This is a genomic window from Lacisediminihabitans sp., assembly GCF_036569425.1.
Taxonomy (GTDB): domain Bacteria; phylum Actinomycetota; class Actinomycetes; order Actinomycetales; family Microbacteriaceae; genus Lacisediminihabitans.
On sequence record NZ_DATCQQ010000074.1, the window covers coordinates 1 to 26,867 of the forward strand.

28 protein-coding genes are annotated in these 26,867 nt (G+C 65.1%); all 28 read left to right on the top strand.

The features are described from left to right. On the top strand, positions 1–354 hold a 354-nt coding region (locus VIM54_RS12490), incomplete at its 5' end, for a hypothetical protein (RefSeq protein WP_331901763.1). A gap of 108 nt (positions 355–462) precedes the next feature. Continuing rightward, entirely contained in the window at positions 463–1,125 is a 663-nt protein-coding gene (locus VIM54_RS12495) for a type II secretion system protein (protein ID WP_331901765.1), read from the top strand. Continuing rightward, on the top strand, positions 1,118–1,765 hold the full coding sequence (locus VIM54_RS12500) for a prepilin-type N-terminal cleavage/methylation domain-containing protein (protein ID WP_331901767.1): 648 nt from the start codon (positions 1,118–1,120) through the stop codon (positions 1,763–1,765). Before VIM54_RS12495 ends, VIM54_RS12500 begins: the two co-directional genes overlap by 8 nt. Then, positions 1,762–3,342 carry an RICIN domain-containing protein gene (locus tag VIM54_RS12505; RefSeq protein ID WP_331901769.1) on the top strand — a complete coding sequence of 527 codons (1,581 nt, stop codon included), beginning with the start codon at positions 1,762–1,764 and terminating at the stop codon, positions 3,340–3,342. The genes VIM54_RS12500 and VIM54_RS12505 overlap by 4 nt, the downstream gene beginning before the upstream one ends. Next, positions 3,339–4,172, top strand: coding sequence for a prepilin peptidase (locus VIM54_RS12510; protein WP_331901771.1), 834 nt, complete (start codon positions 3,339–3,341; stop codon positions 4,170–4,172). The genes VIM54_RS12505 and VIM54_RS12510 overlap by 4 nt, the downstream gene beginning before the upstream one ends. Before the next feature lie 24 nt (positions 4,173–4,196). Further along, a complete protein-coding gene (pilM, locus tag VIM54_RS12515; protein ID WP_331901773.1) occupies positions 4,197–5,249 on the top strand; it encodes a type IV pilus assembly protein PilM in 1,053 nt (350 codons plus the stop codon). Next, the gene (locus VIM54_RS12520; protein WP_331901775.1) at positions 5,246–5,932 is read left to right on the top strand and encodes a hypothetical protein; all 687 of its coding nucleotides are present in this window, start codon (positions 5,246–5,248) and stop codon (positions 5,930–5,932) included. The genes pilM and VIM54_RS12520 overlap by 4 nt, the downstream gene beginning before the upstream one ends. Then, positions 5,929–6,606, top strand: coding sequence for a hypothetical protein (locus VIM54_RS12525; RefSeq protein ID WP_331901776.1), 678 nt, complete (start codon positions 5,929–5,931; stop codon positions 6,604–6,606). Before VIM54_RS12520 ends, VIM54_RS12525 begins: the two co-directional genes overlap by 4 nt. 117 nt (positions 6,607–6,723) lie before the next feature. Then, entirely contained in the window at positions 6,724–7,572 is an 849-nt protein-coding gene (locus VIM54_RS12530) for a hypothetical protein (RefSeq protein WP_331901777.1), read from the top strand. Positions 7,573–7,581: 9 nt separating this feature from the next. Beyond that, complete coding sequence (locus tag VIM54_RS12535; protein ID WP_331901779.1) at positions 7,582–8,091, top strand: DUF6121 family protein; 510 nt, start codon at positions 7,582–7,584, stop codon at positions 8,089–8,091. 68 nt (positions 8,092–8,159) lie between these two features. Next, positions 8,160–12,647, top strand: a complete 4,488-nt coding sequence (locus VIM54_RS12540) for an FtsK/SpoIIIE domain-containing protein (protein ID WP_331901780.1) — start codon at positions 8,160–8,162, stop codon at positions 12,645–12,647. 87 nt (positions 12,648–12,734) lie between these two features. Beyond that, on the top strand, positions 12,735–13,061 hold the full coding sequence (locus VIM54_RS12545) for a hypothetical protein (protein ID WP_331901781.1): 327 nt from the start codon (positions 12,735–12,737) through the stop codon (positions 13,059–13,061). A 9-nt stretch (positions 13,062–13,070) separates the two neighbouring features. After that, positions 13,071–14,429, top strand: a complete 1,359-nt coding sequence (locus VIM54_RS12550; protein ID WP_331901783.1) for a putative T7SS-secreted protein — start codon at positions 13,071–13,073, stop codon at positions 14,427–14,429. Positions 14,430–14,584: 155 nt separating this feature from the next. Beyond that, complete coding sequence (locus VIM54_RS12555; RefSeq protein WP_331901784.1) at positions 14,585–15,067, top strand: hypothetical protein; 483 nt, start codon at positions 14,585–14,587, stop codon at positions 15,065–15,067. Continuing rightward, entirely contained in the window at positions 15,064–15,681 is a 618-nt protein-coding gene (locus VIM54_RS12560; RefSeq protein ID WP_331901786.1) for a hypothetical protein, read from the top strand. The genes VIM54_RS12555 and VIM54_RS12560 overlap by 4 nt, the downstream gene beginning before the upstream one ends. Before the next feature lie 110 nt (positions 15,682–15,791). Further along, the gene (locus VIM54_RS12565) at positions 15,792–16,553 is read left to right on the top strand and encodes a hypothetical protein (protein WP_331901788.1); all 762 of its coding nucleotides are present in this window, start codon (positions 15,792–15,794) and stop codon (positions 16,551–16,553) included. A 361-nt stretch (positions 16,554–16,914) separates the two neighbouring features. Beyond that, complete coding sequence (locus VIM54_RS12570) at positions 16,915–17,262, top strand: hypothetical protein (RefSeq protein ID WP_331901790.1); 348 nt, start codon at positions 16,915–16,917, stop codon at positions 17,260–17,262. Between the two features lie 169 nt (positions 17,263–17,431). After that, positions 17,432–17,728, top strand: coding sequence for a WXG100 family type VII secretion target (locus VIM54_RS12575; protein ID WP_331901792.1), 297 nt, complete (start codon positions 17,432–17,434; stop codon positions 17,726–17,728). A gap of 407 nt (positions 17,729–18,135) precedes the next feature. Next, positions 18,136–18,510 carry a 30S ribosomal protein S12 gene (gene rpsL, locus VIM54_RS12580; protein ID WP_147783483.1) on the top strand — a complete coding sequence of 125 codons (375 nt, stop codon included), beginning with the start codon at positions 18,136–18,138 and terminating at the stop codon, positions 18,508–18,510. Then, the gene (gene rpsG / locus VIM54_RS12585; protein WP_147783482.1) at positions 18,511–18,981 is read left to right on the top strand and encodes a 30S ribosomal protein S7; all 471 of its coding nucleotides are present in this window, start codon (positions 18,511–18,513) and stop codon (positions 18,979–18,981) included. A gap of 94 nt (positions 18,982–19,075) precedes the next feature. Continuing rightward, positions 19,076–21,193: an elongation factor G gene (gene fusA / locus VIM54_RS12590; protein ID WP_331901796.1), complete on the top strand. Its 2,118-nt coding sequence runs from the start codon at positions 19,076–19,078 to the stop codon at positions 21,191–21,193. Positions 21,194–21,296: 103 nt separating this feature from the next. Continuing rightward, entirely contained in the window at positions 21,297–22,490 is a 1,194-nt protein-coding gene (gene tuf / locus VIM54_RS12595) for an elongation factor Tu (protein WP_331901797.1), read from the top strand. 351 nt (positions 22,491–22,841) lie between these two features. Then, a complete protein-coding gene (locus VIM54_RS12600; protein ID WP_331901798.1) occupies positions 22,842–23,519 on the top strand; it encodes a YoaK family protein in 678 nt (225 codons plus the stop codon). Positions 23,520–23,956: 437 nt separating this feature from the next. Beyond that, a complete protein-coding gene (gene rpsJ / locus VIM54_RS12605) occupies positions 23,957–24,265 on the top strand; it encodes a 30S ribosomal protein S10 (protein ID WP_147783478.1) in 309 nt (102 codons plus the stop codon). Positions 24,266–24,273: 8 nt separating this feature from the next. After that, entirely contained in the window at positions 24,274–24,924 is a 651-nt protein-coding gene (gene rplC / locus VIM54_RS12610) for a 50S ribosomal protein L3 (RefSeq protein ID WP_331901800.1), read from the top strand. 3 nt (positions 24,925–24,927) lie between these two features. Next, the gene (rplD, locus tag VIM54_RS12615; RefSeq protein WP_331901801.1) at positions 24,928–25,677 is read left to right on the top strand and encodes a 50S ribosomal protein L4; all 750 of its coding nucleotides are present in this window, start codon (positions 24,928–24,930) and stop codon (positions 25,675–25,677) included. Next, on the top strand, positions 25,674–25,976 hold the full coding sequence (gene rplW / locus VIM54_RS12620) for a 50S ribosomal protein L23 (RefSeq protein WP_147783475.1): 303 nt from the start codon (positions 25,674–25,676) through the stop codon (positions 25,974–25,976). Before rplD ends, rplW begins: the two co-directional genes overlap by 4 nt. A 33-nt stretch (positions 25,977–26,009) precedes the next feature. Next, on the top strand, positions 26,010–26,849 hold the full coding sequence (gene rplB / locus VIM54_RS12625; protein WP_331901804.1) for a 50S ribosomal protein L2: 840 nt from the start codon (positions 26,010–26,012) through the stop codon (positions 26,847–26,849). Positions 26,850–26,867: the final 18 nt, after the last annotated feature.

Below are 26,867 nucleotides of genomic sequence, written 5' to 3' on the forward strand. Positions count from 1 at the left end.
ATCGCCATCCCGGTGTTCCTCAACCAGCGCCAGAGCGCCTGGAAGGCCTCCGTGGCTTCCGACATCAAGAACGCTGCTGTGGTCGTCGAGACCTTCGGCACCAGCAACAGCGGATCGTTCACCGGATTCCCGGGAGACACAGTCGCCGTCGTAAACACCAATGGAACCACTGCTGGTGGTGTGGCCGGAGGCAGCATTAATTTCAAGGTCAGCAGCGGCAACACGATTACGGTCACCGTGGGCGGAACCCCTGCTGGGTCGTCCTACACAATCGTTGGGTCCAATACGAACATCAACCCCGGATCACAGGCCTACGACAGCGCTAACGGCGGTCTCGGAAAATTCACTCCGTAACTCTCTCCCCGCTCACAGAACGATGCGGAACATGGCCCAGTCCATGTTCCGCATCGTTCTCGCACCAGCTTGTATCGCATCGTTGCTGATCATCCCGAAGGAGGTGCCATGAACAAGATCCGACGTCGACTCGCCCGCCTCACCGCGGACTCGAGTGGCATGACCCTTGTTGAGGTCATTGTCGCCATCGCGATCATGGGCATCGTCGCAACTGCCGCGATCGGACTGGCGATCACTTCCACGATCGGCTCCGTCTCGCAACAACGTCGAGCGATCGCCGTGACCGTCGCGAACGCGGCGATGGAGAAGGCTAACGGACTCCCTGCAATCCCTGCAACCAGTCTGTTCAGCGGCAGATCCCTGGCGTTGGTCGCCGACAGTTTCAGCGTCAATGCCGGCACGAGCGGCGTAAGCAAGACCTACCAGGAATACGACCACACGCCTACGTTGCCCGGCACCCAGGCCGTACCGATCACCCTTGACCCTCCGGTGACCCAGAACGGCACGCTATACACGGTCACGACAATCATCGGTACCTGCTTCGAGAAGCTCGGTACCAACGGCGGCCAGACGGCCGGCGGAGACTGCGCCAAGGTCGATTCGGCTACCTACGCGCCCGTAACCCCGGCCGGCTACACGCCATTGACCCGAGTGATCGTGATCGTGGGATGGACCGCCGGACAGGGATGCGCCGTCGCCGGCTCCTGCGTGTACACGATCTCCACCCTGATCGACTCTCACTCCGACCTGGAATGGAAGACCAATGGTTGAGCGATCGCCACGGGCTGCCTCGATTCGCGACGCCGATGCCGGCTTCAGCCTGGTGGAGCTCATGGTGGCGATGGCGATCTTCACCATCTTCGTCGCCGTCATTCTCACCTCTATCGTGGCCATTTCGCGAAGCGCCGTGCGCACCCAACTGGTGGGCCAGTCGACAAACAGCACCCTGGTCGTCTTCGGAAGCCTTGACCGCCAGGTGCGGTACTCGGACTCGATCAACTACCCCGGAGTCGGCACGTCGGGCAATCGCTACGTCGAATTCAGGGTGCCCGCAGCGAGCACGGCCGGCGGGCTGCAGGCCATCTGCTACCAGTGGCGTTTCTCCGTAGCGGACTCGCGGCTCGAGTCACGCCAGTGGAATGAGAGCGACCCGACAACCGCCACGGCATGGTCTCCGAAACTCACCGACGTCGCCAATGATGGCGACGCGACCCACCCATTCCAGTTGATCCAGGCGAACGGCACAGACACGCCTAGCCAGCAACTCCTGATTACTCTCAATCCGGGCACGGATGCCCAGAAAGCGGGAGCCTCGATGTCGACGACCTTTGTCGCCCGCAACACGTCAGACAAGTCTCGAAGCCACGATCCCCTCACACCCGTGTGCACGTTCGGAGCCTACCGACCATGATCACTCTCCTCTCCGCCCTCAAGACCTGGCGCACGACAGCTGTTCGCCGCAGCGTGCGTGCGGACGGGGAGGAAGGCGTCGCACTCCTGACCGCGATTCTCTTCATGCTTCTGGCGGCGGGCCTGTCGGTGGTGTTGCTCAGCGTGATCCTGTCCCAGGCGACGCCGGTGTTCATTGCGCAGAAGAACACTCGCACCATCTACGCCGCCCAAGCGGGAGCCCAGGCCGCGCTCGGCGTCGTGCGGTCCCTGGCACAGACGGATGTCGCCACAGGTACGACCACGGGCATCCGGGCGAAACTGCCGTGCTCGGTTGCCGGCAAGGTCGATGGCAACGACGCTGCTTCCACGTACTCCGTCACCATGAAATATTTCATGGTGGATCCCACCGGCAAAAACACCGTGTGGCAGGACGCGAACGATATGGACTGCAGTGGCACCGTGCTCGCGGGCACAACCCAGCCGCTCTACGCCCTCGCCCTTGCCGACGGCGTCGGAGCGGGCGTGCCCGGCAAGGCCGATGTCAACTACGGCAATCGCTACATCTCGGCGGTGTACAAGTTCAAGGTGTCCAACGTCAACGTGCCGGGCGGCCGCATCTGGGATTACGTCCTCGGCTTCTGCCTCGAGGCCAGCTCGGCCACAGTCGGTTCCACGGTCGTATTCAAATCGGCGGCCAACTGCACCTCTGCACAGGACGTGAAGCAGCTGTGGGTCTACGCCGACGACTACGAGATCAAGCTCGCCAGCACCATGGTTTCACCGGCCACGCCCCTGTGCATCACCAGCCCGATCAACGCCACGTCGACGTCCGCGGTCGCCGGAAACGCTGTACTCGCGGTCTGCCGCTCGGACGCGACCCGATGGAGCCAGCTGTGGAGCTGGGTCGGCTCGAACACCTGGCAGGGCCAGAACGCCGGCAACACCGACTACTCAAACTTCTTCCTCAACGCGGGCACTCCGGCGGCAGGATCACTGCTAAACGTCACCGCCGGATCGGGCGGCGGATTCGCCCCCACGACCGCGGTGGGAGCAGGAGCCGCGAGTTACGCCACACATCAGATCGTCAACTACAAGGAGTTCGGTAGGTGTGCAGACGTCACCGACACGGTCATCACTTCGTCGTTCATGATCTCCTACCCCTGCAAACAGGATCCGACCTTAACGGGAAAGTTGGACTGGAACCACAAGTGGTACTACACCGAACCGACCGCTCCGAGCACTTCTGTCGCAAACCAACCCATCTACGTGAACCAATACAACGACACCACAAAGAAGTACTGCCTCACGGCTCCCAACGCCCACGGTAAGTACGTCACGTTCACTTCGTGCAACGCAAGCATAGCCACCGCTCAGATATGGACGCGGTTTCAGAACACGGGTGACTATTCGGCCAGCTACCTATTCACAGACAACCGGGGCCGGTGCCTCGCTGTCGATTCGACTGATACTTACACCAGCGGTAATTGGTCGAAGATGATTGTCGCGACCTGCAACGGCGGTCTCGAGCAGAAGTGGAACGCACCCGCCTCCGACAGCGGCTCCGACGTGAGCGGCTACAAGGAGTACAGCAAGTGATCGCCGTCACCGTTGTGCTCGCGGCCGTGCTCGGGCTGCTTCTCGGATCCTTCCTCAACGTCGTCGTCTACAGAGTGCCGATCGGCAAGTCAATCGTTTCTCCGCCGAGCGCCTGCCCGCACTGCGACACCGAGATCAAGCCCTGGGACAACATCCCGGTGCTGTCGTGGATCCTTCTCCGTGGCAAGTGCCGCAACTGCGCGGCGCCGATCTCGGCGCGCTATCCGCTGGTGGAACTGGCTACCTCCGTCTCGTTTGCACTGGTGGCGCTCGGCTTCGCCCCCGCCTGTTTCGCGGCCACGACATCCGCTGGCGCCGTCGCGGCAGTGCTGGTCATGGTCTCGTTCCTCTACCTGGCCGCGATCACCATCGCGCTGGCGCTGATCGACCTCGACGTGCACAAGCTTCCGAACGTGATCGTCGTGCCCGCCTATGGGGTCAGCGGTGCGCTGTTCACCGCGGCGAGCATCCTGTCCGGCAACTATGGGCCGCTGCTGGCAAGCGCCATTGCGATGGCAGGACTCTTTGCCATCTACCTGGCGATGGCTCTCGTCTACCCGGGAGGCATGGGCCTCGGAGACGTGAAGCTGGCGGGGGTCTTGGGGATCTACCTCGGTTGGGCCGGATGGGGGGCCGTCGCCGTGGGATCATTCGGCGCGTTCCTGCTCGCCGGAATCTTCTCGATCGTGCTTCTGGCAACAAAGCGGGCGGGCCGAAAGAGCGGGATCCCGTTCGGACCATGGATGCTCGCGGGGGCGTGGGTCGGAATCGTCGTCGGCAACGCCGTCTTTGCAAGCTATCTTTCATTCTTCGACCTCACGGTCGCGTAGCAAACGCAGTAACCAGGGGGAAACATGGCCAAATCAATTGTTGGACTAGACATCAGCGCAAACGGAATGCGCGCAGCGGAGATGGGTGGGCCGTCGAAGGCGCGCCCCGAGCTCATCCGCTATCACTCGATGGCACTGCCGCACGGTGCCGTGATTCGCGGCGAGGTGGTGGAGCCGGCGACGGTGGCCACCGTGCTCAAGCAGCTGTGGTCGGCGGGCGGGTTCACGTCGAAGAACGTCGTGCTCGGAATCGGTAACTCGCGGGTTCTGGCTCGCGACCTGACCGTGCCCAAGGCGCCGCTCAACCGGATACGGGAGTCCCTGCCGTTTCACGTGCAGGACATGCTCCCCTTTCCGACCGAAGACGCGCTTCTCGACTTCTACCCGATCAGCGAGGGGGTCGACGCCAGCGGACCTGTCGTCAACGGACTTCTGGTCGCTGCGCTCAAGGATGCCGTGCTCGGCAACGTGAAAGCCGTGCAGCTTGCCGGGCTCAATCCCGTCGCCGTCGACCTGGTTCCCTTCGCGCTCAGCCGCATCCTGTTGCGAGGAGAGCAATCCGCCGGAACTGCCGCGATGATCGACGTGGGCGCGACGACGACCACGGTGGTGGTCTCGTCCGATGGGGTACCGAGGTTCGTGCGGATCATTCCGGCGGGCGGCGACGACCTCACTCAGGCACTTGCCACCCGCATGGGCGTGTCGCTGGAGATCGCCGAGAACACCAAACGCTCCCTCGGGCTCTCCAACGCACCGACGACGCCGGAAGAGCAGGCCGCGGTCGGCATCATTTTCGAACTGACCGGGGAGCTCATCACGAGCCTTCGAAACACCCTGACCTTCTTTTCGGTCACCGGAACGAGCAATTCGATCGGACGGGTCGTGCTTTCGGGCGGCGGTGCCTCCCTCGGCGGCTTCGGAGCGGCAGTTTCGGAGTACACCCGCCTGCCCGTGACGGCCGGCGACCCATACAGGAACATCGCGATCGGTCGCCAGGCCAACAAGGCGATCAAGGAAAAGGGTGTCGACTCCTCAATGTCAGTAGCCATCGGTCTCGCCCTCGGGACAGCAGCATGAGCGCCATCAGCCTCGGGCGGGCATCCGTCGACAGTTCGCTGGTCCTGGGCGGAATTCCTCGAGTGCGGCTTCTCCCACGAGAGGTGCAGGAGGGCCACAAGGCGCGAGCCCTTCGCCGGCGGTTGCTGGTGGGGCTCGCGGTCGCGGTCGCGCTGGCAATCCTCGCGACGGTGGGAGTGACGTTCACGCTGGCCACGGCAAACGCCCAACTCGCGAGCGAGCAGTCGCGCAGTGCGCTACTCGCCGCCTCCCGGGCAAAATTTGCCGACGTGACCAAGCTCCAGAGTCAGGTCGACCAAATTGTCGCCGCTCAGCCTCTCGCCGCGGGCAACGAGATTCTCTGGGCTCCCTACCTCGAGTCAATCAAGGCGACGCTCCCGTCGGGGACATCGATCACCGCGTTCACGGCGCAACTCGTCGATCCCAAAGCCGGTGCGACTGCCGCGACCGACCCACTCGCGCCGAAACACATCGCCGATGTCAAGATCACGGCGGACAGCCCGCAGCAGCCGATCTCTGATTGGCTCGACAATCTCGCGAAGGTGAAGGGATTCGTCGCAGCTATGCCGGGGAGCGTCACCCTCGTGACGGAGTCGAATCACTACACGGTCGAGGTCGACCTGCTCGTCAATACCGACGTACTCGCGAAGCGCTTCACCGCCGACAAGGGAACCACGAAATGAACCGCGATCGACTTCTCACACTAGGCATCATCGGGGCAATCGCCGTCGTGGTCGTACTCGGCTGGGTCGTCGGCGTCTCGCCGATCCTCGGCCAGGTGGCAACGGCGGACGACGAGCGAGCCAGTGTCGCATCGATAAACGACACGAATGCGACGAAACTGGTCGCGCTCAAGAAGCAATTCGACAACATCGGAGAGACGCAGTCGAAGCTCGACGCTCTGCGAGCATCGATGCCGGCGGGCGCAGACATGCCGGTTTTCCTCCGCACGATCAAGGCTTACGGCGATGCGCAGGGGATCACGCTGACGAGCGTGGAGGTGAGCGGGGTGACGGCATATGTCGCCCCGGTCGCTGCAACGCCGGCCGCGCCCGCGGCGGGAGCCGCGACGCCCACCCCGAGCCCGAGTGCTTCCGTCGCCTCTTCCGGTGCGGCAGCAGCCCCGGTCGTGCCTGCGGCTCCCACGAGCAGCCTTGCCGTTATCCCGATCCGGGTCTCTGTCACGGGAACCTACGACCACGTGATGGCATTCGCCGGCGCGATGCAGGCCGGTCCTCGCCTGTTCCTGGTTTCGACGCTCGAAGTCTCAAGCGCCGGCGGTGTGTTCACGGGGGACATCAGCGGATACGTCTACGCTCTGCCGACAGCACCGGCGGCCGTGGTGGCGGTCAAGTAGAGCACCACGGCGCCGCAATACGCGGCGCCGGGTGCGCCATCCTATGCCGACCGCGCGAGCATTGCTAGGCTGACGTGACCGTTAGGGATGGCCTAGCGGCCCGTTAGGAGCGACACCATGAGCAACGAGACACCGGCGCCCGAGGGCGTTGAGAACCGGCACATCGCTGCACCGGACGAAGAAATCGTCGTTCCGGAAGAGGACGTCGTGGAGCAGGAAGACACGATCGACCCGCAGCCCGAGCCGCTCGTGGAGCCCGTGCGCGCCACGAGCCACGTGAGCGAGATGCCTGCGGAGGTGCTGGCCGAGCCCGTCGCCGAGGAGCCCGTGGCCGCCGAGCCCGTCACCGCCGTGGCGCCCGAGCCGACCGCGGTCGTGTCAACGCCCCCGGCGCAGACCATCTACGTGACCGCCCCGGTCGCGCCGCGCAAAAAGGGCAACCGTGGCTTCGGCGTGCTCATCGGGCTGCTGTCCACCGTCGTCTTCGCCGCGCTGTACGCGCTCATCGTCGCGCTCATCGAGACCGCCCGCACCGGGGCGTCGTCGTTCAACTTCGTCGGCGCGTTCGAGTTCTACGTGCCTGCGCTGTTCTTCCTGCTCGGGTTCATCATCCTGGCCATCCTCGCCAACCGCGCCAACTGGTGGGCTTACATCCTGGGCAGCCTCTTCGTCGGGCTCCTCGTCTACTTCGGCACGGTCGCGACCGGACTGCTGGTGGGCGGAATCGTGCTGGAGACGCCGTCTGGCGCCACCCGCCTCTTCGGCCAGGCGCTCACCAACCCGCTCGTGATCGCCGCAGCGCTCCTCGCCCGCGAGGTCACGCTCTGGGTCGGCGCGGGCATCAGCGCCCGCGGACGCCGCGTCAAGGTGCGCAACGTCGAGTCGCGCGCGGCATTCGACCGCGAGTCGGCCGAGCGTCGTGCAGAGTACGACGCAGCGAACGGCACGCGCGACGCGTACGTCTAGACAAGCGTCATGGCAGCAGACCGCCGGTACGCGAGCACCGTCGCGATCTTCGCGAGCGTGCTGTTCGCCGCCCTGGCGATCGCCGCGAGCGGTCTGATCAGTCTCTTCGCCGACCGCGAGGTGCTCACCGAGACGGATGCCGGCCCGCTCGTCGCGCCCATCATGTTCGTGGTCGCGACGGCGGCGTTCTTCGCGCAGCTGATCGCGGCCGCCACGAGTCCCAGGCGACGAGGGATCGGCGTCGCCCGGGCACTGGTGATCGGCGCGGTGGTCTACCTCGCGTTTCTCGTGTCGGGGGCCACCATCTACTCGCTCGGGTCCGGCCGGCCGCTGCGCGGCATCCTGTTTCTCGCCGCGAACGCGCTCGGCCCGTTCGCGGTCGCCGTCGGCCTGCTGGCGGCGCTCGTCGCGCTGCTCTACCTCATCCTCATGTCCTACCGGCAGAGCGGCGGGGCCAGTCGAACGCCGCGCTGGCCGTGGGAGGACCGCGACGATCGCGACCGCGAGGAGCGGGACTAGCGCTCTCCTATACTGGGTGCGCGACGGTGGGCAGAACTTTTCTCACGTCGCTCCGGGGGAGGAATCACGTGCGTCTCAAGCTGACACTGCTCAGGCCGTCGGGGGCGGCGGACGACATCGTGGTCACCGCCGATGCCGCGGCGAGCATCTCCGATGTCGCGGCCACGATCGCGCGCCTCGACCCCAAGTCGACCGGCGCCGTGGACCCCCGGCGCATCCTCACCCTGCGCGCGACCCTGCCCGGCCAGACGGAGCCTCTGTTGCTGCCGCCGGATGCCCCGCTCGGCGAGGCCTGGATCGGCAGCGGCGCCACGGTGAGCATCGCCGACGCCGGCACCTACTTCGTGTCCGCCGGGGCGGGCAAGGCGCCGACGGTGGCGACCCTCACGGTGCTGAGCGGTCCTGATGCCGGCAAGGAGTTCGCCCTCACGCCCGGTTCGAGCGTGCTCGGCCGCGAGGCGGGCTGCGACATCGTGCTCGCCGACCCGCTCGTGTCGAAACGCCACGTTCGCTTCGAGGTCTCGTCGATCGTCGAGGTCGTGGATCTCGGTTCGGCGAACGGAGTGGTCGTCGACGGCGGCATCGTCACGCGGCTCAGGGTGGAGAAGTCCGAGAACCTGCTGATCGGCGACTCCGAGGTTCGCATTGCCGTCGCGGACGCCGCCGCCCTCGCCGGGGTGGCACCCAAGGCCGGCCCGATCTTCTTCAACCGCTCGCCCAAGGTGGAGAAGCGCTACGCCGGCCAGGAGTTCGCGGCCCCCGAGGTGCCGGCCGAGAAGGACGCGCAGCCGTTTCCGCTGCTCGCCATGATCGCCCCGATCCTCATGGGCGGGGCGATGTTCTACATCACCAAGCTGCCGTCCTCACTGCTCTTCGTGGCCATGTCGCCGATCATGATGATCGGCAACTTCGTCACCGGCAAGACCCGCGAGAAACGGCGGCTGAAGAAGGCGATCGGCAAGTTCGACGTGCATCTCGCCTCGCTCACCGACCAGCTCGACGAGGAGCGGGTGCGCGAACTGGAGCTGCGCATCAACGAGTCGCCCTCCACGAGCGACTCCTACGAGCACGCGGTGCGCCGTGGTCCGCTGCTCTGGACCCGCCGGCCCGAGCACTGGTCGTTCCTCAATGTGCGCCTCGGCATCGGAACGATGGCGTCGCGCAACGTCGTCGCCACGTCACGGCGGGGCGAGATCCTGCCCGAGTTCCAGCAGAGACTGGATGTGGTGGTCGAGCAGAATCGCACGATCGCCGGCGTGCCGATCATCGACAACCTGTTCGATTCCGGGGCCCTCGGCATCGCCGGATCCCCCGGCGCGAGCACCGGCTCGCTCAACTCGATCCTCGTGCAGGCGACCGCCCTGCACTCCCCGTCCGAGCTCGTGGTTGCCGCCCTCGTGAGCCCGCGCTGGTCGCGCGAGCTCGAGTGGCTCAAGTGGATGCCGCACACGTCGTCCCCGCACAGTCCGATCGAGACGAGCCACCTGGCCGACAGCGCGGCGAGCGGCTCCCAGCTCCTGTCCGCGCTCGAGGGACTCGTCGCCTCTCGGCTGGGCGGCAAGGAGGCGCAGCGGCGCGGAGCGATGCAGCAGGACGGCGCGGCGCTCGAGCGCGGCGCGGAGGTCGGAGCATCCTCGTCCACCGCCGGAACCGCGTCGCCGGTGCCGGCGGTCCTGCTCGTGATCAGCGACGACGTGGCCCTCGACCGGGCACGGCTCGTGCAACTCGCCGAGCAGGCAGCGGATGCCGGCGTGTATCCGATCTGGGTCTCGCCCGACGTTCCGGCCCTCCCGGCGGTGTGCCGCACCTATCTCGAACTCCACGACGACGCAGCCACCGGCACGGTCGGACTCGTGCGGCTCGGCGAGACCATCACCGAGGTGCAGACCGAGCAGGTGGACTCCGTGCGCGCGCTCGAGTTCGCCCGACGGCTCGCGCCCGTGATCGACGCGGGCGCACTCGTGGCCGACTCGAGCGACCTGCCCCGATCCGTCTCCATGGTGGCGCTCCTCGGTCACGATCTCGTCGAGTCGAGCGACGCCGTGATCGACCGCTGGCGGCAGAACGCCTCCGTGCACGACAGAACGCCGGGGGCGCCGCACAAGCCGCGCCGGGCGGGAAAGCTGAGGGCGCTCGTCGGCTCGGCCGGAATCGACCCGATCCACCTCGACCTGCGTGGGCAGGGCCCGCACGCCCTGGTCGGCGGCACGACCGGCGCCGGCAAGAGCGAGTTCCTGCAGGCCTGGGTGCTCGGCATGGCCGCCGAGTACAGCCCGGACCGCGTCACCTTCCTCTTCGTCGACTACAAGGGCGGCTCGGCCTTCGCCGACTGCGTCACCCTGCCGCACTGCGTCGGACTCGTCACCGACCTCAGCCCCCACCTCGTGCGCCGGGCCCTCACGAGCCTGCGCGCCGAGCTGCACCACCGGGAGCACCTGCTCAACCGCAAGAAGGCCAAGGACCTGCTCGAGCTCGAGAAGCGCGGCGACCCGGACAGCCCGCCCGCCCTCGTTCTCGTCATCGACGAGTTCGCGGCGCTGGTGGGCGAGGTGCCGGAATTCGTGGACGGGGTCGTCGACATCGCCCAGCGCGGTCGCTCGCTCGGCATCCACCTGATCATGGCCACCCAGCGGCCGGCCGGCGTGATCAAGGACAACCTGCGGGCCAACACCAACCTGCGCATCGCCCTGCGCATGGCGGATGAGTCGGACAGCCAGGATGTCGTGGGCATCAAGGACGCCGCCCACTTCGACCCGGCGATCCCGGGCCGCGGCGTCGCCAAGACCGGACCCGGCAGACTCGCCCAGTTCCAGTCCGGCTACGCGGGAGGCTGGACGAGCCTCGAACCGGAGGTCGCCGACATCGAGGTGGCCGAACTGCGTTTCGGCGGTGAGAACCGCTGGGAGGACCTGGCGTCTGCCCGGGTCGAGGAGGCGACCGACCTCGGTCCGACCGACCAGCAGAGGCTGGTCGGGTCGATCATCGAGGCGGCCGGCAGGGCCGCGATCCCGGCGCCGCGTCGGCCATGGCTCGACGAGCTCGCGAGCGTCTATGACCTCAGCCGGTTGCCCCAGCGCACCGACACCGAACTGCTTCTCGGCGTCTCGGACATCGCGGAGCGCCAGCAACAGCTGCCCGTCTACTTCCGCCCGGACGTCGACGGCCACCTCTCCATCTTCGGCACCGGCGGATCGGGCAAGAGCGCGGTGCTCCGCAGCCTGACGGCGGCCGCGGCGATCACCCCGCGGGGCGGCCCGGTGCGGGTGTACGGCCTCGACTTCGGCTCCGGTAGCCTGCGGATGCTCGAGGCGCTCCCGCACGTCGGCTCGATCATCGCCGGCGACGACTCCGAGCGCATCATCCGCCTGTTCCGCCTGCTGAAGGACGAGCTCGAGAGCCGCGGGCCGCGGTTCGCGGAGGCCAACGCCTCCAACATCGTCGAGTACCGGCAGCTTGCGGCGCGGCCGCAGGAGCCGCGCATCCTGCTGCTCGTCGACGGTTTCCCCAACTTCCGCAACGACTTCGAGATCCCGGCCGGCCGCTCGGTCTGGTATGACGTGTTCAAGGACATCCTGAGCGACGGGCGGCAGCTCGGCATCCACGTCGCCCTCACCGGGGACCGTGCGGGCGCCGTTCCCGCCTCGATCTCCTCGAGCATCCAACGCAAGGTCGTGCTCCGTCTCGCCGACGACGGCTACGGCATGCTCGATGTGCCGAGCGACATCCTCAGTGCCAAGTCGCCCCCCGGTCGGGCGATCGTGGACGGCTTCGAGACGCAGATCGCCATCCTCGGCGGGTCCCCGTCGGTGTCCGAGCAGGCCGCGGCGACGCGTGCCCTCGCCAACGCGATGACCAGGGCCGGCGTGCCGACGGTGCCGCCGATCGGCGCGCTGCCCAAGGAGTACGCCATCACGACCCTGCCCGTCGTGGTCGGCGCACAGCCGGTGCTCGGCATCGGCGACGTCGACCTCGGGCCGCTCGGCTTCGATCCGGCCGGCACCCTCCTGCTCGCCGGTCCGCCCGCGAGCGGTCGGAGCATGGCGCTGCACTCGCTCGCCCTGTCGATGCGCCGCTTCGATTCGGATGCCCGGCTCTACTACCTCGGCAACGCCCGCTCGCCGCTCTCCCAGGCGATCGACTGGGTCGGCTCGGCCACGACGGTGGAGGCTGTCGCCGCGCTCGCCAAGGACCTCACCGCAGCCATCGCCGACCAGGACACCGAGGGGCGCATCGTGGTCGTGGTCGAATCGATCGGCGACTTCCTGCAGACCCCCGCGGACTCGGCGATCGTGGAACTCGCGCGTGCCGCCAAGCGCAGCGACCATCTCGTGATCGCCGAGGCGGAGATGTCGGCCTGGGGATCATCCTGGCCGCTGATGGGCGAATTCAAGAACGCGCGCCGCGGCTTCCTGCTTCAGCCGGAGACCGTGGAGGGCGACATCCTGTTGAAGACCGCCCTGCCCAGGCTCAACCGCTCCGAGTTTCCGCCGGGGCGCGGCATGTACATCGCGAAGGGCAAGGCGGCTCGCGTGCAGCTGCCCCTGGTGGAGGGCTGACCGGCATGGGCAGCGCTCCCCATGTCGGTCGCTCGCAACAGCCGATAGTTTGTGAGTACACATCACGACCTTGGGGAGGGAACGAGGATGGCTGATCTTCTACTGGATCTCGGGTTGCTTCAGCAACTCGCTGACGACCTCGCCGCGATCTCGCGAGAATTCACGAACGCCGACAAATTCAGCAAAGACGTGGCCGATGCCACCGGCCATGACGATCTCAGGCACCACGTCGAAGACTTCGCCGACAAATGGAACGACAAGCGCGAAAAGATGGTCGAAGAAGTGGATGCGCTGCAGTCGATGGTCAAAGCCGTCTCCGATGGATTCACCAAGGTAGACGACGGGTTCGCGAAGGCTCTCGAAGAGGGCGCAGCCGAAACCCGCAAGTCCAACCCCGGCGCGGTACCCAAGTAGGAGATGGCGATGTCAGACACCGAGTATCAGCCGCTCTCCGGCAACGAATCACTTCTCCGTTCGAAAGCAAGCCAGTACGGAGAAATCGCGAATGCGATCATCCGCTCGGTCAACACCCTCAACAAGCTCTCCGAGGTTGGCGAGATGAAGAGCGAGGCGATCGATGCGCTGCGCGACAAGATCGGCAGCGTGGCGAAAGACATCAACAAGGCGCGCGATCGGTACGCCGGAACCTCCAGCGCCCTCGTCACCTACTCCTACGCGCTGAAATCAGCGCAGGATGACGCGAATACGGCCATCAGTGCGATCAACCAGCGCGAAGGCGAGTTGAGTGCCGCCGCCCGTGCCTCCCGCGCGGCGGACGACGGCGTACAGACCGCAACGGATTCGGATGCCGACGAGGCGAAGAAGGCTGCGGACCAAGCGGATCACGCGAGTCAGACTGCCCGGGGCAATCTCGAGGCGGCACAGCGGGCCTGGCACAGTGCTCTTGAATCGAAGAACGATGCCGCCACGGTCGCGATCGCCGGCATCCAGGAGGTCGTCGACGGCTCGAAGAGTCACGACCTCAACGACGGATGGTGGGACGACTGGGGCTCGAAGGTGCTCGACGTGGTCAAGGTGATCTGCGAGATCGCCGGCTTCCTCGCCATCTTCCTCGCCTGGGTTCCGATTCTCGGAGCGATTCTCGTCGGCCTCGCCATCCTCGGCGCGCTCATCACTCTCGTCGAGTCCATCGTGAAGCTCGTCAACGGCGAGGGGAGTTTCAGCGACGTTCTCTTCGCGGCCGTCGGCGTGGTTCTCGCGGCATTCGGTGGCAAATTCGCCGCCTACCTTGCGAAACTGGTGCGGGTGCAGGCGGCGACCAAGGTGATGACGAAAGGATCCAACTTCCTCAAATCCGGAGCGTTCAAGACCATCTTCGGCGAGACCAAGACCGCAATGAAGGCGGGCAAGCTCAAGGGATTCTTCACCTCGCCGCAGCTCGGAAACATGGTGAAGGAGGTGCGCAACCCCTTCAGCCTGAAGCTCGGAACCGGCACGAAATTCACCGAGCGCTACGCAAGCGGATTTATGAAGGAGGGCGGTGATTTCCTGCGCAACCCGCTCGGAATCAAGCTGCTGAGTAAGGAATTGAGTGGGGGCGTTCTCGGCATCGCGGACAACACCGCGGCGAAGGTCGGCCTGATGGTGCTCGACGGTCGGTCGGTTCTCGGAAAGGTCGACAAGCTCTACAACACGGCCGACGACTATCTCGGTAACGGCGAACATCAGCTCACGATCAAACCCGATACGGTGCTCAAAGACGCGAGCAACTCTGTCGAGAGTGTGATCCGAAATGCTGTTGGCGCGGGGCTGCCTCGATGAGTCCGATCGCAACGCGAGAGCTGCTCTCCTACGATTTCGACGTGCCTGGCGACTACTTCGCCATACCACTCGGTGCATCCTCCGAACAGAGCTCGAGCGAGTGGGCGGCTCCGTTAATCAAAGACGTGACATCGATGAGCGAAGCTCCGCTCGAGGTGGGGGATCTCGCCGATCAGCTTGTGGAACTGAGACGACAGTTGACGGCGCAGGATGATCCGTTCCTCACCGCCGCGGTCTCGCTGCGCCCGGAGCTCTACCTGACCATCGGATGCCTCCTCACGACCAGCCGCGTCGAACTCGGGCCGGACGATACGCCCGACTCCTTCGAAACGATGCTTACGGACAGCGTGCGGCGGCTCGCGCCGGGGTCCCGAACGCGCGCGGCGGAAACCTGGCAGGTCGATTCGCCCGCAGGCAGAACTGTCGGGCTCCTGCACAGAATCGAATACCGCCTTCTGGAAGCCGATGAGGGGTGGATTGAGCTTCGCGCGATGTTCGGTGTGTTCCCCACCGGCTGCAGCGAGATGGTCACCTTCACGTTCACCGTCTCCGATCTCGGAACCTTCGGCGACATGAGGGCCGAGACCCAGCAGATCGTCGACACCCTCCGCGTCACGACGGAGGAGATCTCCCGATGACTGGCCTTCTCGATGAAGCGGCGGTCGGTCCGGCCGTTCGCCCGACGATGGTCTTCCCGGGTACCTGGGCCAACATCCCTCTCGACAGCGAAGCTCAAACCGAGCAGGCGATCACCGCGCTGATCAAGCGTCAGGTCGGCCGGGACGATCGACTCGCGCGACTTCGCCGTGACGCGAAAGACCGCCTTCGGGGACTCGCTGCCGATGCGAAAGCGGCGAATGCGATACAGCTCGCGCTTTCGCTCGAGATCCTCCCTGGGCTTCCCTTTCCCGCCTCGTTGGTGTCTGACTACCGAGACTGGCCAGAGGCGGCTGAAGGGCTCACCGTCGCAGAACGACTTGGCTCGCTCCTGCCAGGGGGAGAGTTGCTCGAGCTGCAGTCCGGAGTCGCGATTCGCACCTTCCGCGCAACGACGATGCAGCCGGGGGCCGAAGAGATCCCGGACATCAAGCTCGAGTATTTTCTCTGCGTCCCGAGCGGTGAATTTCTCCTGCATGTGGTCGCGGACGTTCCCGTTCTCATCGATCCTGAACTCGTCGCGATGCTCTTCGATGCGATGATCGACTCCGTGCGTTGGTCTCCGGGAGAAGCGTCAGCCAAGGGGGAGCAGTGAACAGCAGTCGGCGGCGAGCCTCGGCCGGGGGAAAGTCGCCTGCGCGGAAGGCGGCGAAACGCGGGCGGACTGAGACGGCCGTCCGGGCTCGCGAGACGACGCCGCGCCGGATGCCGAATCCGCTCCCGTTCCTCCTCGTTGGTGGTGTTCTCGCCGCCGCGGCGATCGCTGTTCTCGCGGTGATGATCGACGTCGCCCTTCGCGGTGAGTCGATCGACGCGATGTTCCCGACGGTGGCCGAGCGAGTCCCGCGGGCGTCGATCCCCGCCTCGATCCTGCTGTTCGCCGGCTGTGCCCTGTTCCTCGGTGAGATGTTTCGCCGGGCCCGCTGGGAGTTCCGGGAGATCACGCTGCGGACAGCCGGCATGACGACGATGCGAATCCGAACCCTTCCCCTGTGGGCGGTGATGCTCTGGTCCCTTCTTCCGCTTACCGTGTGGATGCTGCTCGTGCCGCTTCCCGTTGCGTTCGTTCGCGCGGGGAGTGACCCATCCGACGACCTCTGGCTGATCAGCCTGCTCTACGGGTTCGTCGCGGCAGGGTTCTGGGGCATCTTCGTCGTGAGCATGGTCAAACGACTCGCGTATGCCCGCGGGCGTGTGTCAACCGCCGGCGCGCGGGAGCTTCGATTCTGGCGCATCGCGTCGGTGCAGTGGCGCATCGAGTCCTGGTTCGGCTTTCTCGCCGGCGGGCTTGCCGGGCTGCTTCCGCTCTCCCTCGCGGATGTCAGGACGACATCGTCCCCGGTCGAGCCGGGTGCGGTCGGACTGCTCGCCCTCATCGCCGGCGCACTCGCGATCGTCGCTCTTGCTCTCGCTTGCGCCTCGCCCCGGTCGGGGTACGTCGAGGGCGTCGCCGAGTCGGTGATCTGAGCTATCGAGGAGCGCGCGGGCCCGGTGCTTCTCTCGCTCGACATCGTGGTCGCAGCCATCGCGCTGGCTGGCGAGCGTGCACGTGCTGTTCTGGTGCTTCAGCGTGCCGATCGACCACGGATCACTCCCCCAGACTCGACGGTCCGCGGCGGGCGGTTTCTCGCCGAGGACACCGTGAGTCAGGGCGGTGTCGTGCTCGCTGTGCCGGCGGGGCTGCTGCTCGTCGCGAGCCGCCTGCTCTTCCCCGGGTACTTCCTCACCCGCGGGCGGATGGGACTCCGTTGGCGGATGGGATTCCGTCGGCGGCTGGCCGACATCCGTCGAGGAGGATGCTCGCCAATACATCTACATTCTCAGCGGAATGGACGGGGCTTTCGCGGCTGGGCTCGCCGCGCTGCTCGGTGTCTCCCTCGTCAAGAAGCGGCACTTCCTGGCGATTGTGGCCGCGGCCGACACGCGACTTCAGAACCCCGATCCCGCACGGGACTTCCGGCGCTGGTACGGCTACCGGTGGCGAGTCGACGGGCGGCTGGCTACGGTGGGCGGCATCCTGATCGGGGCCAGCGTCATGGCGCTCGTCGTGGGCATCCCTCCCTTCGTCGTCGTGACCCTGGGCATCCGGGTCGTGCTCGTGGCGATTGCCGTCGTCACCTGCCGGCAGTTCTGGCGCTCGGGCGAGTCGATCGGTTCGGCCGAAGGATTCTCGTGATCGTCGTTGGCTTGGCTCCGAGACGCCGTGTCGGCGGCCCTGGAGAGCACTGGCTCCCCACGGCATGGGTACCCCTGCCCATTTACGAGTTTCCGTCAGCGACGGTAGGTTTACCGGTAGTTGGTTGGCCAGGGGGTCGGCCTGTTCTAACCCAAAGGAGTTGTACCTCATGGCAAACATGAACGTCACCTACAGCGAGATGACCGACTCGGCGAACCGTCTCATCACGGGCAAGGACGACATCACGTCGAAGCTGCACGAACTGCAGACCCTCGTCAACGGTCTCGTTCAGGGCGGGTTCGTCACGGACGCGGCTTCTGGCGCCTTCCACTCCTCCTACGAGCAGTTCACCAAGGGCACGACGGATGCCGTGAGCGGCCTCGACGGAATGTCGCAGTTCCTCACGAAGGCGGCAAGCGCCCTCGAGAACGTGGACTCCGAGCTCGCCAAGGGCATCGGCGGCTAATCTCGCCACCTCGTCGAAAGGCGCGAATCAGGCCGAGGCTTGATTCGCGCCTTTTTCGCGCACCCTGCCGTCGGCTCACCAGATCGACCTCGAATCGAAGTTCGGAGCCCGCGGCTGAGAGTGGCGATCATTTGACCGGGGCGGTGCGCCGGGCTAGTATTTACGAGGTGTGCGCTCTGTCGTGCGCTTGAGCCGTGCCCGCCGAAATTCTGGCGTGTCACCTCGGGCGTTTCGCCTCCGGCACACAGCTGGGTTTGTTCCCGAGGGAACAGCCCCCACGGCATACCACTCAGGATCTCTCAACCGTGAGGTTCGCGTGTGGTGCACAACGATCCGAAACGCACATCATCTCGGATCGAATGCTAAAGAACTAACTGTCACCGTGCAGTAAATACAAGGAGTACGTAGTGCCCACCATTCAGCAGTTGGTCCGCAAGGGTCGCAGCCCCAAGGTCGTCAAGACCAAGGCGCCCGCCCTCAAGGGCAACCCCCAGCAGCGCGGCGTTTGCACCCGCGTCTACACGACCACCCCCAAGAAGCCGAACTCGGCTCTTCGCAAGGTCGCTCGTGTCAAGCTGTCAAACGGTACCGAGGTCACCGCGTACATCCCCGGTGAGGGCCACAACCTGCAGGAGCACTCGATGGTGCTCGTTCGCGGCGGTCGTGTGAAGGACCTGCCCGGCGTGCGCTACAAGATCGTGCGCGGCGCGCTCGACACCCAGGCCGTGAAGAATCGTAAGCAGGCTCGCAGCCTCTACGGAGCGAAAAAGGACAAGAAGTAAATGCCTCGTAAAGGACCAGCACCGAAGCGTCCCGTAGTTGCGGACCCGGTCTATGGAGCACCCATCGTCAGCCAGCTCGTCAACAAGATCCTTCTTGACGGCAAGAAGGGCCTCGCCGAGAAGATCGTCTATGACGCCCTCTCCGGGGTCTCCACCAAGAATGGTGCGGATGCCGTAGTCACGCTCAAGAAGGCGCTCGACAACGTGCGCCCGACGATCGAGGTCAAGAGCCGCCGCGTCGGTGGCTCCACGTACCAGGTGCCGGTCGAGGTCAAGCCTCACCGCGCCAACACCCTCGCCCTGCGTTGGCTCACCACCTATGCCAAGGCTCGTCGCGAGAAGACCATGACCGAGCGTCTCACCAACGAGATCCTCGACGCGTCCAACGGCCTCGGTGCCGCGGTAAAGCGTCGCGAGGACACTCACAAGATGGCCGACGCTAACAAGGCCTTCGCGCACTACCGCTGGTAGATCACTTCCGCCGGGCTGGCCCGGTCGGGTTCTGATCCCGACCGGTCCGGCCGGCGACCACTGCCTCTTCTCACCACTTTCGTAAGGACATTCCGTGGCACAAGACGTGCTCACCGACCTGAACAAGGTCCGCAACATCGGCATCATGGCTCACATCGATGCCGGCAAGACCACCACCACCGAGCGCATCCTGTACTACACCGGAATCACCCACAAGATCGGTGAGGTGCACGATGGTGCAGCCACGATGGACTGGATGGCTCAGGAGCAGGAACGTGGCATCACGATCACCTCGGCTGCCACCACGTGTTTCTGGAACAAGCACCAGATCAACATCATCGACACCCCGGGCCACGTCGACTTCACCGTCGAGGTAGAGCGCTCGCTGCGTGTGCTCGATGGTGCCGTCGCCGTCTTCGACGGCAAGGAGGGCGTTGAGCCCCAGTCGGAGACCGTCTGGCGCCAGGCCGACAAGTACGACGTGCCGCGCATCTGCTTCGTCAACAAGATGGACAAGCTCGGCGCCGACTTCTACTACACGGTCGACACGATCATCAAGCGCCTCGGCGCGAAGCCCCTCGTGATCCAGCTCCCGATCGGCTTCGAGAACACCTTCGAGGGTGTCGTCGACCTCGTCGAGATGCGCGCGCTCACCTGGCGTGGCGACTCGAAGGGTGACGTCGAGCTCGGCGCCAAGTACGACATCGAGCCGATCCCGGCCGACCTCGTCGAGAAGGCCAACGAGTACCGTGCGGCCCTCATCGAGGTCGTCGCCGAGACGGATGACGCGCTCCTCGAGCGCTTCATGAACGGTGACGTGGACTTCAGCGTCGCCGAGATCAAGAAGGCCATCCGCGGACTCACCATCTCGAGCCAGATCTACCCGGTGCTCTGTGGTTCGGCCTTCAAGAACCGCGGCGTGCAGCCGATGCTCGATGCGGTCATCGACTACCTGCCGACCCCGCTCGACGTGCCGGCCATCGAGGCCCACGACCCGCGCGACGAGGAGAAGGTCATCCTGCGTCACCCGGATGCGACCGAGCCGTTCGCTGCTCTCGCATTCAAGGTCGCGGTTCACCCGTTCTTCGGTCGTCTCACCTACATCCGCGTCTACTCGGGTCACGTCGACTCCGGTGCCCAGCTCGTCAATGCCACCAAGGGCAAGAAAGAGCGCATCGGCAAGATCTTCCAGATGCACGCGAACAAGGAGAACCCGGTCGACTCCGTCACCGCCGGTCACATCTACGCGGTCATCGGCCTCAAGGACACGACGACGGGTGACACGCTCACCGACCCGAACAACCAGGTTGTTCTCGAGTCGATGACGTTCCCGGAGCCCGTGATCGAGGTCGCGATCGAGCCGAAGACGAAGGCCGACCAGGAGAAGCTGGGTCTCGCGATCCAGAAGCTCGCTGAAGAGGACCCGACCTTCCGCACCGAGCAGAACATCGACACCGGCCAGACCGTGATCAAGGGAATGGGCGAGCTTCACCTCGACATCCTCGTGGACCGGATGAAGCGCGAGTTCGGTGTCGAAGCCAACGTCGGTAAGCCACAGGTTGCCTACCGCGAGACGATTCGTCGCGTCGTGGAGAAGCACGACTTCACCCACAAGAAGCAGACCGGTGGTTCTGGCCAGTTCGCCAAGATCCAGATCTCGCTTGAGCCGATGGAGGTGACCGCGGAGAAGAGCTACGAGTTCCTCAACAAGGTCACCGGTGGACGTATCCCTCGCGAATACATCCCCTCGGTGGACCACGGAATCCAGGACGCGCTGCAGGTCGGCGTGCTCGCTGGTTATCCCATGGTCGGTGTGCGGGCTATCCTTCTCGACGGAGCGTCGCACGATGTCGACTCCTCCGAGATGGCGTTCAAGATTGCCGGTTCTATGGCGTTCAAGGAAGCGGCCCGCAAGGCCGACCCTGTTCTCCTCGAGCCGCTGATGGCCGTCGAAGTGCGTACCCCTGAGGAATACATGGGCGACGTTATCGGCGACCTCAACTCCCGTCGTGGGCAGATCCAGTCCATGGAAGACGCGACGGGCGTGAAGGTCGTTCGGGCCAATGTCCCGCTGTCGGAAATGTTCGGCTACGTGGGCGACCTGAGGTCGAAGACCTCTGGCCGCGCGGTGTATTCGATGTCGTTCGACAGCTACTCAGAGGTGCCGCGCGCGGTGGCCGACGAGATCATCCAGAAGAACAAGGGCGAGTAGCACTTACTCTCCCGAGTAACATAAAAACATCCCAACCCCGTAGCGCGAGCGGTCGAAAACCGTCGATCGTGAGCGTCTACACCTAAGTCCTGAGGAGGACCCATTGGCGAAGGCAAAGTTCGAGCGGACTAAGCCACACGTCAACGTCGGTACCATCGGTCACGTCGACCACGGTAAGACCACGTTGACGGCTGCAATTACCAAGGTGCTGCACGACAAGTACCCGACGTTGAACGCTTCTTACGCGTTCGACCAGATCGACAACTCCCCCGAGGAGAAGCAGCGTGGAATCACGATCAACATCTCCCACGTTGAGTACCAGACCGAGAAGCGCCACTACGCCCACGTAGACGCCCCCGGTCACGCTGACTACATCAAGAACATGATCACGGGTGCCGCGCAGATGGACGGCGCGATCCTGGTCGTGGCGGCCACCGACGGCCCCATGCCCCAGACGCGTGAGCACGTGCTGCTCGCTCGCCAGGTCGGCGTGCCGTACATCGTCGTCGCGCTGAACAAGTCTGACGTCGTCGACGACGAGGAGATCCTCGAGCTCGTCGAGATCGAGGTTCGCGAGCTGCTCTCGAGCCAGGAGTTCGACGGAGACACCGCTCCCGTCGTGCGCGTCTCGGCGCTCAAGGCCCTCGAGGGCGACCCGGTCTGGGCCGCCACCGTTGCCGACCTCATGGACAAGGTGGACGAGTTCGTTCCTGAGCCCGTGCGCGAGACCGAGAAGCCCTTCCTCATGCCCGTCGAGGACGTCTTCACGATCACCGGTCGTGGAACCGTCATCACCGGTCGTGTCGAGCGTGGAATCCTCCACCCGAACGACGAGGTCGAGATCGTCGGCATCAAGGAGAAGTCCTCCAAGACCACCGTCACGGCCATCGAGATGTTCCGCAAGACCCTCGAAGATGCCCGCGCCGGAGAGAACGTCGGACTCCTGCTCCGCGGCACCAAGCGCGAGGACGTCGAACGCGGCCAGGTTGTCGTCAAGCCTGGTTCGGTCACGCCGCACACCGAGTTCGAGGCGAACGCCTACATCCTGTCCAAGGATGAGGGTGGCCGTCACAACCCGTTCTACGCGAACTACCGCCCGCAGTTCTACTTCCGCACCACGGACGTCACCGGTGTCATCTCCCTGCCGGAAGGCACCGAGATGGTCATGCCTGGTGACACCACCGAGATGACGGTCAACCTCATCCAGCCGATCGCCATGGAGGAGGGCCTCCGCTTCGCTATTCGCGAGGGTGGCCGCACCGTCGGCGCCGGCACGGTTGTGAAGATCCTCAAGTAGCACCTGTTTCACACGAACGGCCGCACCCTCGGGTGCGGCCGTTCGTCGTTAACACGCCACGCGGGCGCCACGCGGCGCCAGGCGGCCGGTGGGCGAGTCATACAGCCGTCGCACTGGCGGGCCCCTGCGAATACGCGACGGCCGCGGCACAGTGGTCTGAAAGCGTCGTGCCAGGTGCGACCGATCCGAGCGCGACCGATCCAACAGGGTGACGGGCGGAAAGTTCGAGGAGCAGATCGAGGGGGCGCGGGACACCGCGGACAAGCACGTCGGCAACCAGTAGCACGCGGCCGCGGAGTCGTCGAGTATGGAGTGAAACGCGGCGTCTCATCATCCGCTAGCGTGTGGGGAATGACAGTGCCCCGACTCGCCCCCGTTCATCACTACGCGGTCGGGTTGCTGATCCTCACCGCGTCAACGGGCGCGATCGATGCCGTGAGTTATCTCGCGCTCGACCACGTGTTCACCGGCAACATGACCGGCAACGTGTTGTTCCTGGGATTCGCGCTCGTCGGCGTTCCGGGAATCCCCCTGTTCAACAACGCGATCGCGCTGCTCGGATTCATGCTCGGATCCGCCATCGGCGGGCGAGCCATCGGACAGAACCCGCAGAAGGGGCTGCCGGTGTCGAGCATGTGGGTGCTCGGGGGAGGGGTGGTGCTCATCATCGGCCTAGCCGTGTTCTGGCTCGTGCTGGGTACACTGCCCCAGGCCGCGCTCCTCACCGTGACGACCCTTCTCGCCGCCGTCATGGGCGCGCAGGTCGCCGCTGTGAAACCGGTCGGCAACAGCGAGATCACGACGATCGTGGTGACGAACACGGTGGCGAACTTCGCGAGGGAGAGCAGGCTCGGCGGAGGCAGGGGCAAGAACTGGCTTCCACGGCTCGGTGCGATCCTCGCGATGGGGGTCGGCGCCGCGATCGGCGCCGGCGTCGTGCGCTGGTTCGGCGGTCCGGAGGCCCTTCTCGCCGCGGCGATCATCTTCACCGCCGGCGTGCTCACCCTGGTGGCGGCGAGCCGCCGCTAGGCCGGCCAGAAGGTTGCCAGACGCGGCGCCGATCGGGTACCGGCGCCGCGACACGCCCAACGTGACACGCCCGGGTTGCAGCAATGCCCCGCAGTGTGGCAAACTCTTCTAGTTCAACATTTCCGGCTTCTGCGCTGGGATCACTGCCAGGTTGTGCATAGGTGTGAGGCACCCGCTTGAGAAAGCGACCGCCACCGCCTAGGCCGCGGGTAGCAGAACACGACTTAATCGAAACCCACGATGCAAGCGGTGACGCGTGTGTCCGGACGGGGCAACACGCCCGACCGCGGGGGTCGGTAAAACCCAAGCAGTAATTGACACAACAACAGTGGTGCGACAGCGGCCGTGCAGCTCCAAGGCACGAACCTGAGCAAACCGAGCATCCAATAGCAGCGTTCACGCGCGGCCACGATGCATGAGAGAGAGATGAGTCACACATGGCGGGACAGAAGATCCGCATCCGACTTAAGTCGTATGACCACGAGGTCATCGACAGCTCGGCGCGCAAGATCGTCGACACGGTTACCCGTGCCGGCGCGACCGTCGTCGGCCCGGTGCCGCTTCCGACTGAGAAGAACGTGATCGTCGTGATCCGTTCACCTCACAAGTACAAGGACAGCCGCGAGCACTTCGAGAAGCGCACCCACAAGCGCCTGATCGACATCATTGACCCGACGCCGAAGGCCGTCGACTCGCTCATGCGACTCGACCTCCCTGCAGACGTCAACATCGAGATCAAGCTCTAGGACACCCCATGGCAACCACTAAGACAAGCAAGGGACTGCTGGGCAAGAAGCTCGGCATGACCCAGGTCTGGGATGCGAACAACAAGCTCATCCCCGTAACCGTCGTTGAGATCACCCCCAACGTCGTCACTCAGCTGCGCACCCCGGACATCGACGGCTACAGCGCCGTGCAGATCGCCTACGGCCAGATCGACCCCCGCAAGGTGAACAAGCCGGCCACCGGTCACTTCGACAAGGCGGGCGTCACGCCTCGCCGCCACCTCACCGAGGTTCGCACCTCGGATGCCGCCGAGTACGCACTCGGCCAGGAAATCGCGGTCGACATCTTCGAGGCCGGCCAGAAGGTCGACGTCGTCGGTACCTCCAAGGGCAAGGGTTTCGCCGGAGTCATGAAGCGTCACAACTTCAAGGGCGTCTCGTCCAGCCACGGCTCGCACCGCAACCACCGCAAGCCCGGCTCGATCGGTGCATCCTCCACGCCTTCGCGCGTGTTCAAGGGAATGCGCATGGCCGGTCGCATGGGTGGTGACCGCGTCACCGCGATGAACCTCACCGTTCACTCGGTAGACCTCGAAAAGAACCTGATCCTCGTCAAGGGCGCCGTTCCCGGTGCTCGCGGCCGGATCGTATTCGTTCGCAACGCAGTGAAGGGGGCGTAACGCATGGCAACCGAAGCTGGCGCCACTAACAACACGCTCGACGTTCTCGACGCCAAGGGCAAGAAGGTCGGCACTGTCGAACTGCCCGCCGAGACCTTCGACGTTCAGACCAACATCCCGCTGATCCACCAGGTGGTCGTTGCGCAGCGCGCCGCGGCTCGCCAGGGAACGCACAACACGCTCCGCCGTGGTGAAGTTTCCGGTGCCGGTCGCAAGCCGTTCAAGCAGAAGGGAACCGGTCGCGCTCGTCAGGGCTCGATCCGCGCCCCCCAGATGACCGGCGGTGGAATCGTCCACGGACCCCACCCCCGCGACTACGCCCAGCGCACCCCCAAGAAGATGATTGCCGCCGCCCTTCGCGGTGCACTCTCCGACCGGGCTCGCGGTGGACGCATCCACGTCATCGACTCGCTCTCCGTGGGAGACGTGCCGTCGACCAAGACGATCGTGGCCCTGCTCGAGTCGATCTCGACCAGCAAGCACGTGCTCATCGTCCTGGAGCGCGGCGACGTCGTGAGCCACAAGAGCGTTCGCAACATTCCGTCCGTGCACGTGCTGCCGTACGACCAGCTCAACGCCTACGACGTGCTCGTGAGCGATGACATCGTCTTCACCAAGGGTTCGTTCGACGCTTTCGTCGCCGGCCCCACGAAGACCGCCGTCGTCGACACCGACGAAGCGAACGAGCCCGTGAGCAAGAAGCGCGTGAGCCCGGAGCGAGCCGCTGCCAAGAAGGAGAAGGCCTCAGCATGACGACCTCGACTTATAAGGACCCGCGCGACGTAATCCTGTCGCCCGTCGTCTCTGAGAAGAGCTACAGCCTGATCGACCAGGGCAAGTACACCTTCCTGGTCGACCCTCGCTCGAACAAGACCGAGATCAAGCTGGCGATCGAGAAGATCTTCAGTGTCGAGGTCGCGTCGATCAACACCCTCAACAAAAAGGGCAAGACCCGCCGCACCAAGTTCGGTCTCGGAAAGCGCAAAGACACCAAGCGCGCGATCGTGACCCTCAAAAGCGGTTCCATCGATATCTTCACGGCCGTCGGCTAGCCGGCGCTGGATAGATACTGAGGAGAGAAACAGATGGCTATTCGTAAGTACAAGCCCACGACTCCAGGTCGTCGCGGTTCTTCGGTTGCAGACTTCGCCGAGATCACGCGTTCGACCCCGGAGAAGTCGCTTCTTCGTCCGCTGCCCAAGACCGGTGGCCGCAACAACGCAGGTCGCATCACGACCCGTCACATCGGTGGTGGCCACAAGCGCCAGTACCGTGTCATCGACTTCCGTCGCAATGACAAGGACGGCGTCAACGCCCGCGTTGCCGAGATCGAGTACGACCCCAACCGCACGGCTCGCATCGCGTTGCTCCACTTCGTCGATGGCTCGAAGCGCTACATCATCGCTCCGAACAAGCTGAGCCAGGGCGACATCATCGAGTCGGGCGCCGGCGCAGACATCAAGCCGGGGAACAACCTGCCGCTGCGCAACATCCCGGTCGGTACCGTTATCCACGCGATCGAGCTCAAGCCGGGCGGCGGCGCCAAGCTCGCCCGCTCAGCCGGCTCGAGCGTTCGCCTCGTCGCCAAGGATGGCCCGTACGCGCAGCTTCGCCTGCCGTCCGGTGAGATCCGCAACGTCGACGCGCGCTGCCGCGCCACGATCGGCGAGGTCGGCAACGCCGAGCAGTCGAACATCAACTGGGGCAAGGCCGGCCGCATGCGCTGGAAGGGCGTTCGCCCGACCGTCCGTGGTGTCGCGATGAACCCGGTTGACCACCCGCACGGTGGTGGCGAGGGTAAGACGTCCGGTGGACGTCACCCCGTCAACCCGAACGGTAAGCGGGAAGGCCGCACCCGGCGTCCCAACAAAGAGAGCGACAAGCTTATTGTTCGTCGCCGTCGTACTGGCAAGAACAAGCGATAGGAGCCTGGACACATGCCA

What these genes read in the sequence shown, in the direction of transcription:
- VIM54_RS12565 (WP_331901788.1), top strand. Translation starts at nt 15,792, where the DNA reads ATGCCGAATCCGCTCCCGTTCCTCCTCGTTGGTGGTGTTCTCGCCGCC.
- VIM54_RS12575 (WP_331901792.1), top strand. Translation starts at nt 17,432, where the DNA reads ATGGCAAACATGAACGTCACCTACAGCGAGATGACCGACTCGGCGAAC.
- VIM54_RS12525 (WP_331901776.1), top strand. Translation starts at nt 5,929, where the DNA reads ATGAACCGCGATCGACTTCTCACACTAGGCATCATCGGGGCAATCGCC.
- rplD (WP_331901801.1), top strand. Translation starts at nt 24,928, where the DNA reads ATGGCAACCGAAGCTGGCGCCACTAACAACACGCTCGACGTTCTCGAC.
- rpsG (WP_147783482.1), top strand. Translation starts at nt 18,511, where the DNA reads ATGCCTCGTAAAGGACCAGCACCGAAGCGTCCCGTAGTTGCGGACCCG.
- VIM54_RS12535 (WP_331901779.1), top strand. Translation starts at nt 7,582, where the DNA reads ATGGCAGCAGACCGCCGGTACGCGAGCACCGTCGCGATCTTCGCGAGC.
- VIM54_RS12600 (WP_331901798.1), top strand. Translation starts at nt 22,842, where the DNA reads ATGACAGTGCCCCGACTCGCCCCCGTTCATCACTACGCGGTCGGGTTG.
- rplB (WP_331901804.1), top strand. Translation starts at nt 26,010, where the DNA reads ATGGCTATTCGTAAGTACAAGCCCACGACTCCAGGTCGTCGCGGTTCT.
- pilM (WP_331901773.1), top strand. Translation starts at nt 4,197, where the DNA reads ATGGCCAAATCAATTGTTGGACTAGACATCAGCGCAAACGGAATGCGC.
- VIM54_RS12500 (WP_331901767.1), top strand. Translation starts at nt 1,118, where the DNA reads ATGGTTGAGCGATCGCCACGGGCTGCCTCGATTCGCGACGCCGATGCC.
- rplW (WP_147783475.1), top strand. Translation starts at nt 25,674, where the DNA reads ATGACGACCTCGACTTATAAGGACCCGCGCGACGTAATCCTGTCGCCC.
- VIM54_RS12550 (WP_331901783.1), top strand. Translation starts at nt 13,071, where the DNA reads ATGTCAGACACCGAGTATCAGCCGCTCTCCGGCAACGAATCACTTCTC.
- VIM54_RS12530 (WP_331901777.1), top strand. Translation starts at nt 6,724, where the DNA reads ATGAGCAACGAGACACCGGCGCCCGAGGGCGTTGAGAACCGGCACATC.
- VIM54_RS12545 (WP_331901781.1), top strand. Translation starts at nt 12,735, where the DNA reads ATGGCTGATCTTCTACTGGATCTCGGGTTGCTTCAGCAACTCGCTGAC.
- VIM54_RS12560 (WP_331901786.1), top strand. Translation starts at nt 15,064, where the DNA reads ATGACTGGCCTTCTCGATGAAGCGGCGGTCGGTCCGGCCGTTCGCCCG.
- rplC (WP_331901800.1), top strand. Translation starts at nt 24,274, where the DNA reads ATGGCAACCACTAAGACAAGCAAGGGACTGCTGGGCAAGAAGCTCGGC.
- VIM54_RS12505 (WP_331901769.1), top strand. Translation starts at nt 1,762, where the DNA reads ATGATCACTCTCCTCTCCGCCCTCAAGACCTGGCGCACGACAGCTGTT.
- VIM54_RS12520 (WP_331901775.1), top strand. Translation starts at nt 5,246, where the DNA reads ATGAGCGCCATCAGCCTCGGGCGGGCATCCGTCGACAGTTCGCTGGTC.
- rpsJ (WP_147783478.1), top strand. Translation starts at nt 23,957, where the DNA reads ATGGCGGGACAGAAGATCCGCATCCGACTTAAGTCGTATGACCACGAG.
- VIM54_RS12495 (WP_331901765.1), top strand. Translation starts at nt 463, where the DNA reads ATGAACAAGATCCGACGTCGACTCGCCCGCCTCACCGCGGACTCGAGT.
- VIM54_RS12570 (WP_331901790.1), top strand. Translation starts at nt 16,915, where the DNA reads ATGGACGGGGCTTTCGCGGCTGGGCTCGCCGCGCTGCTCGGTGTCTCC.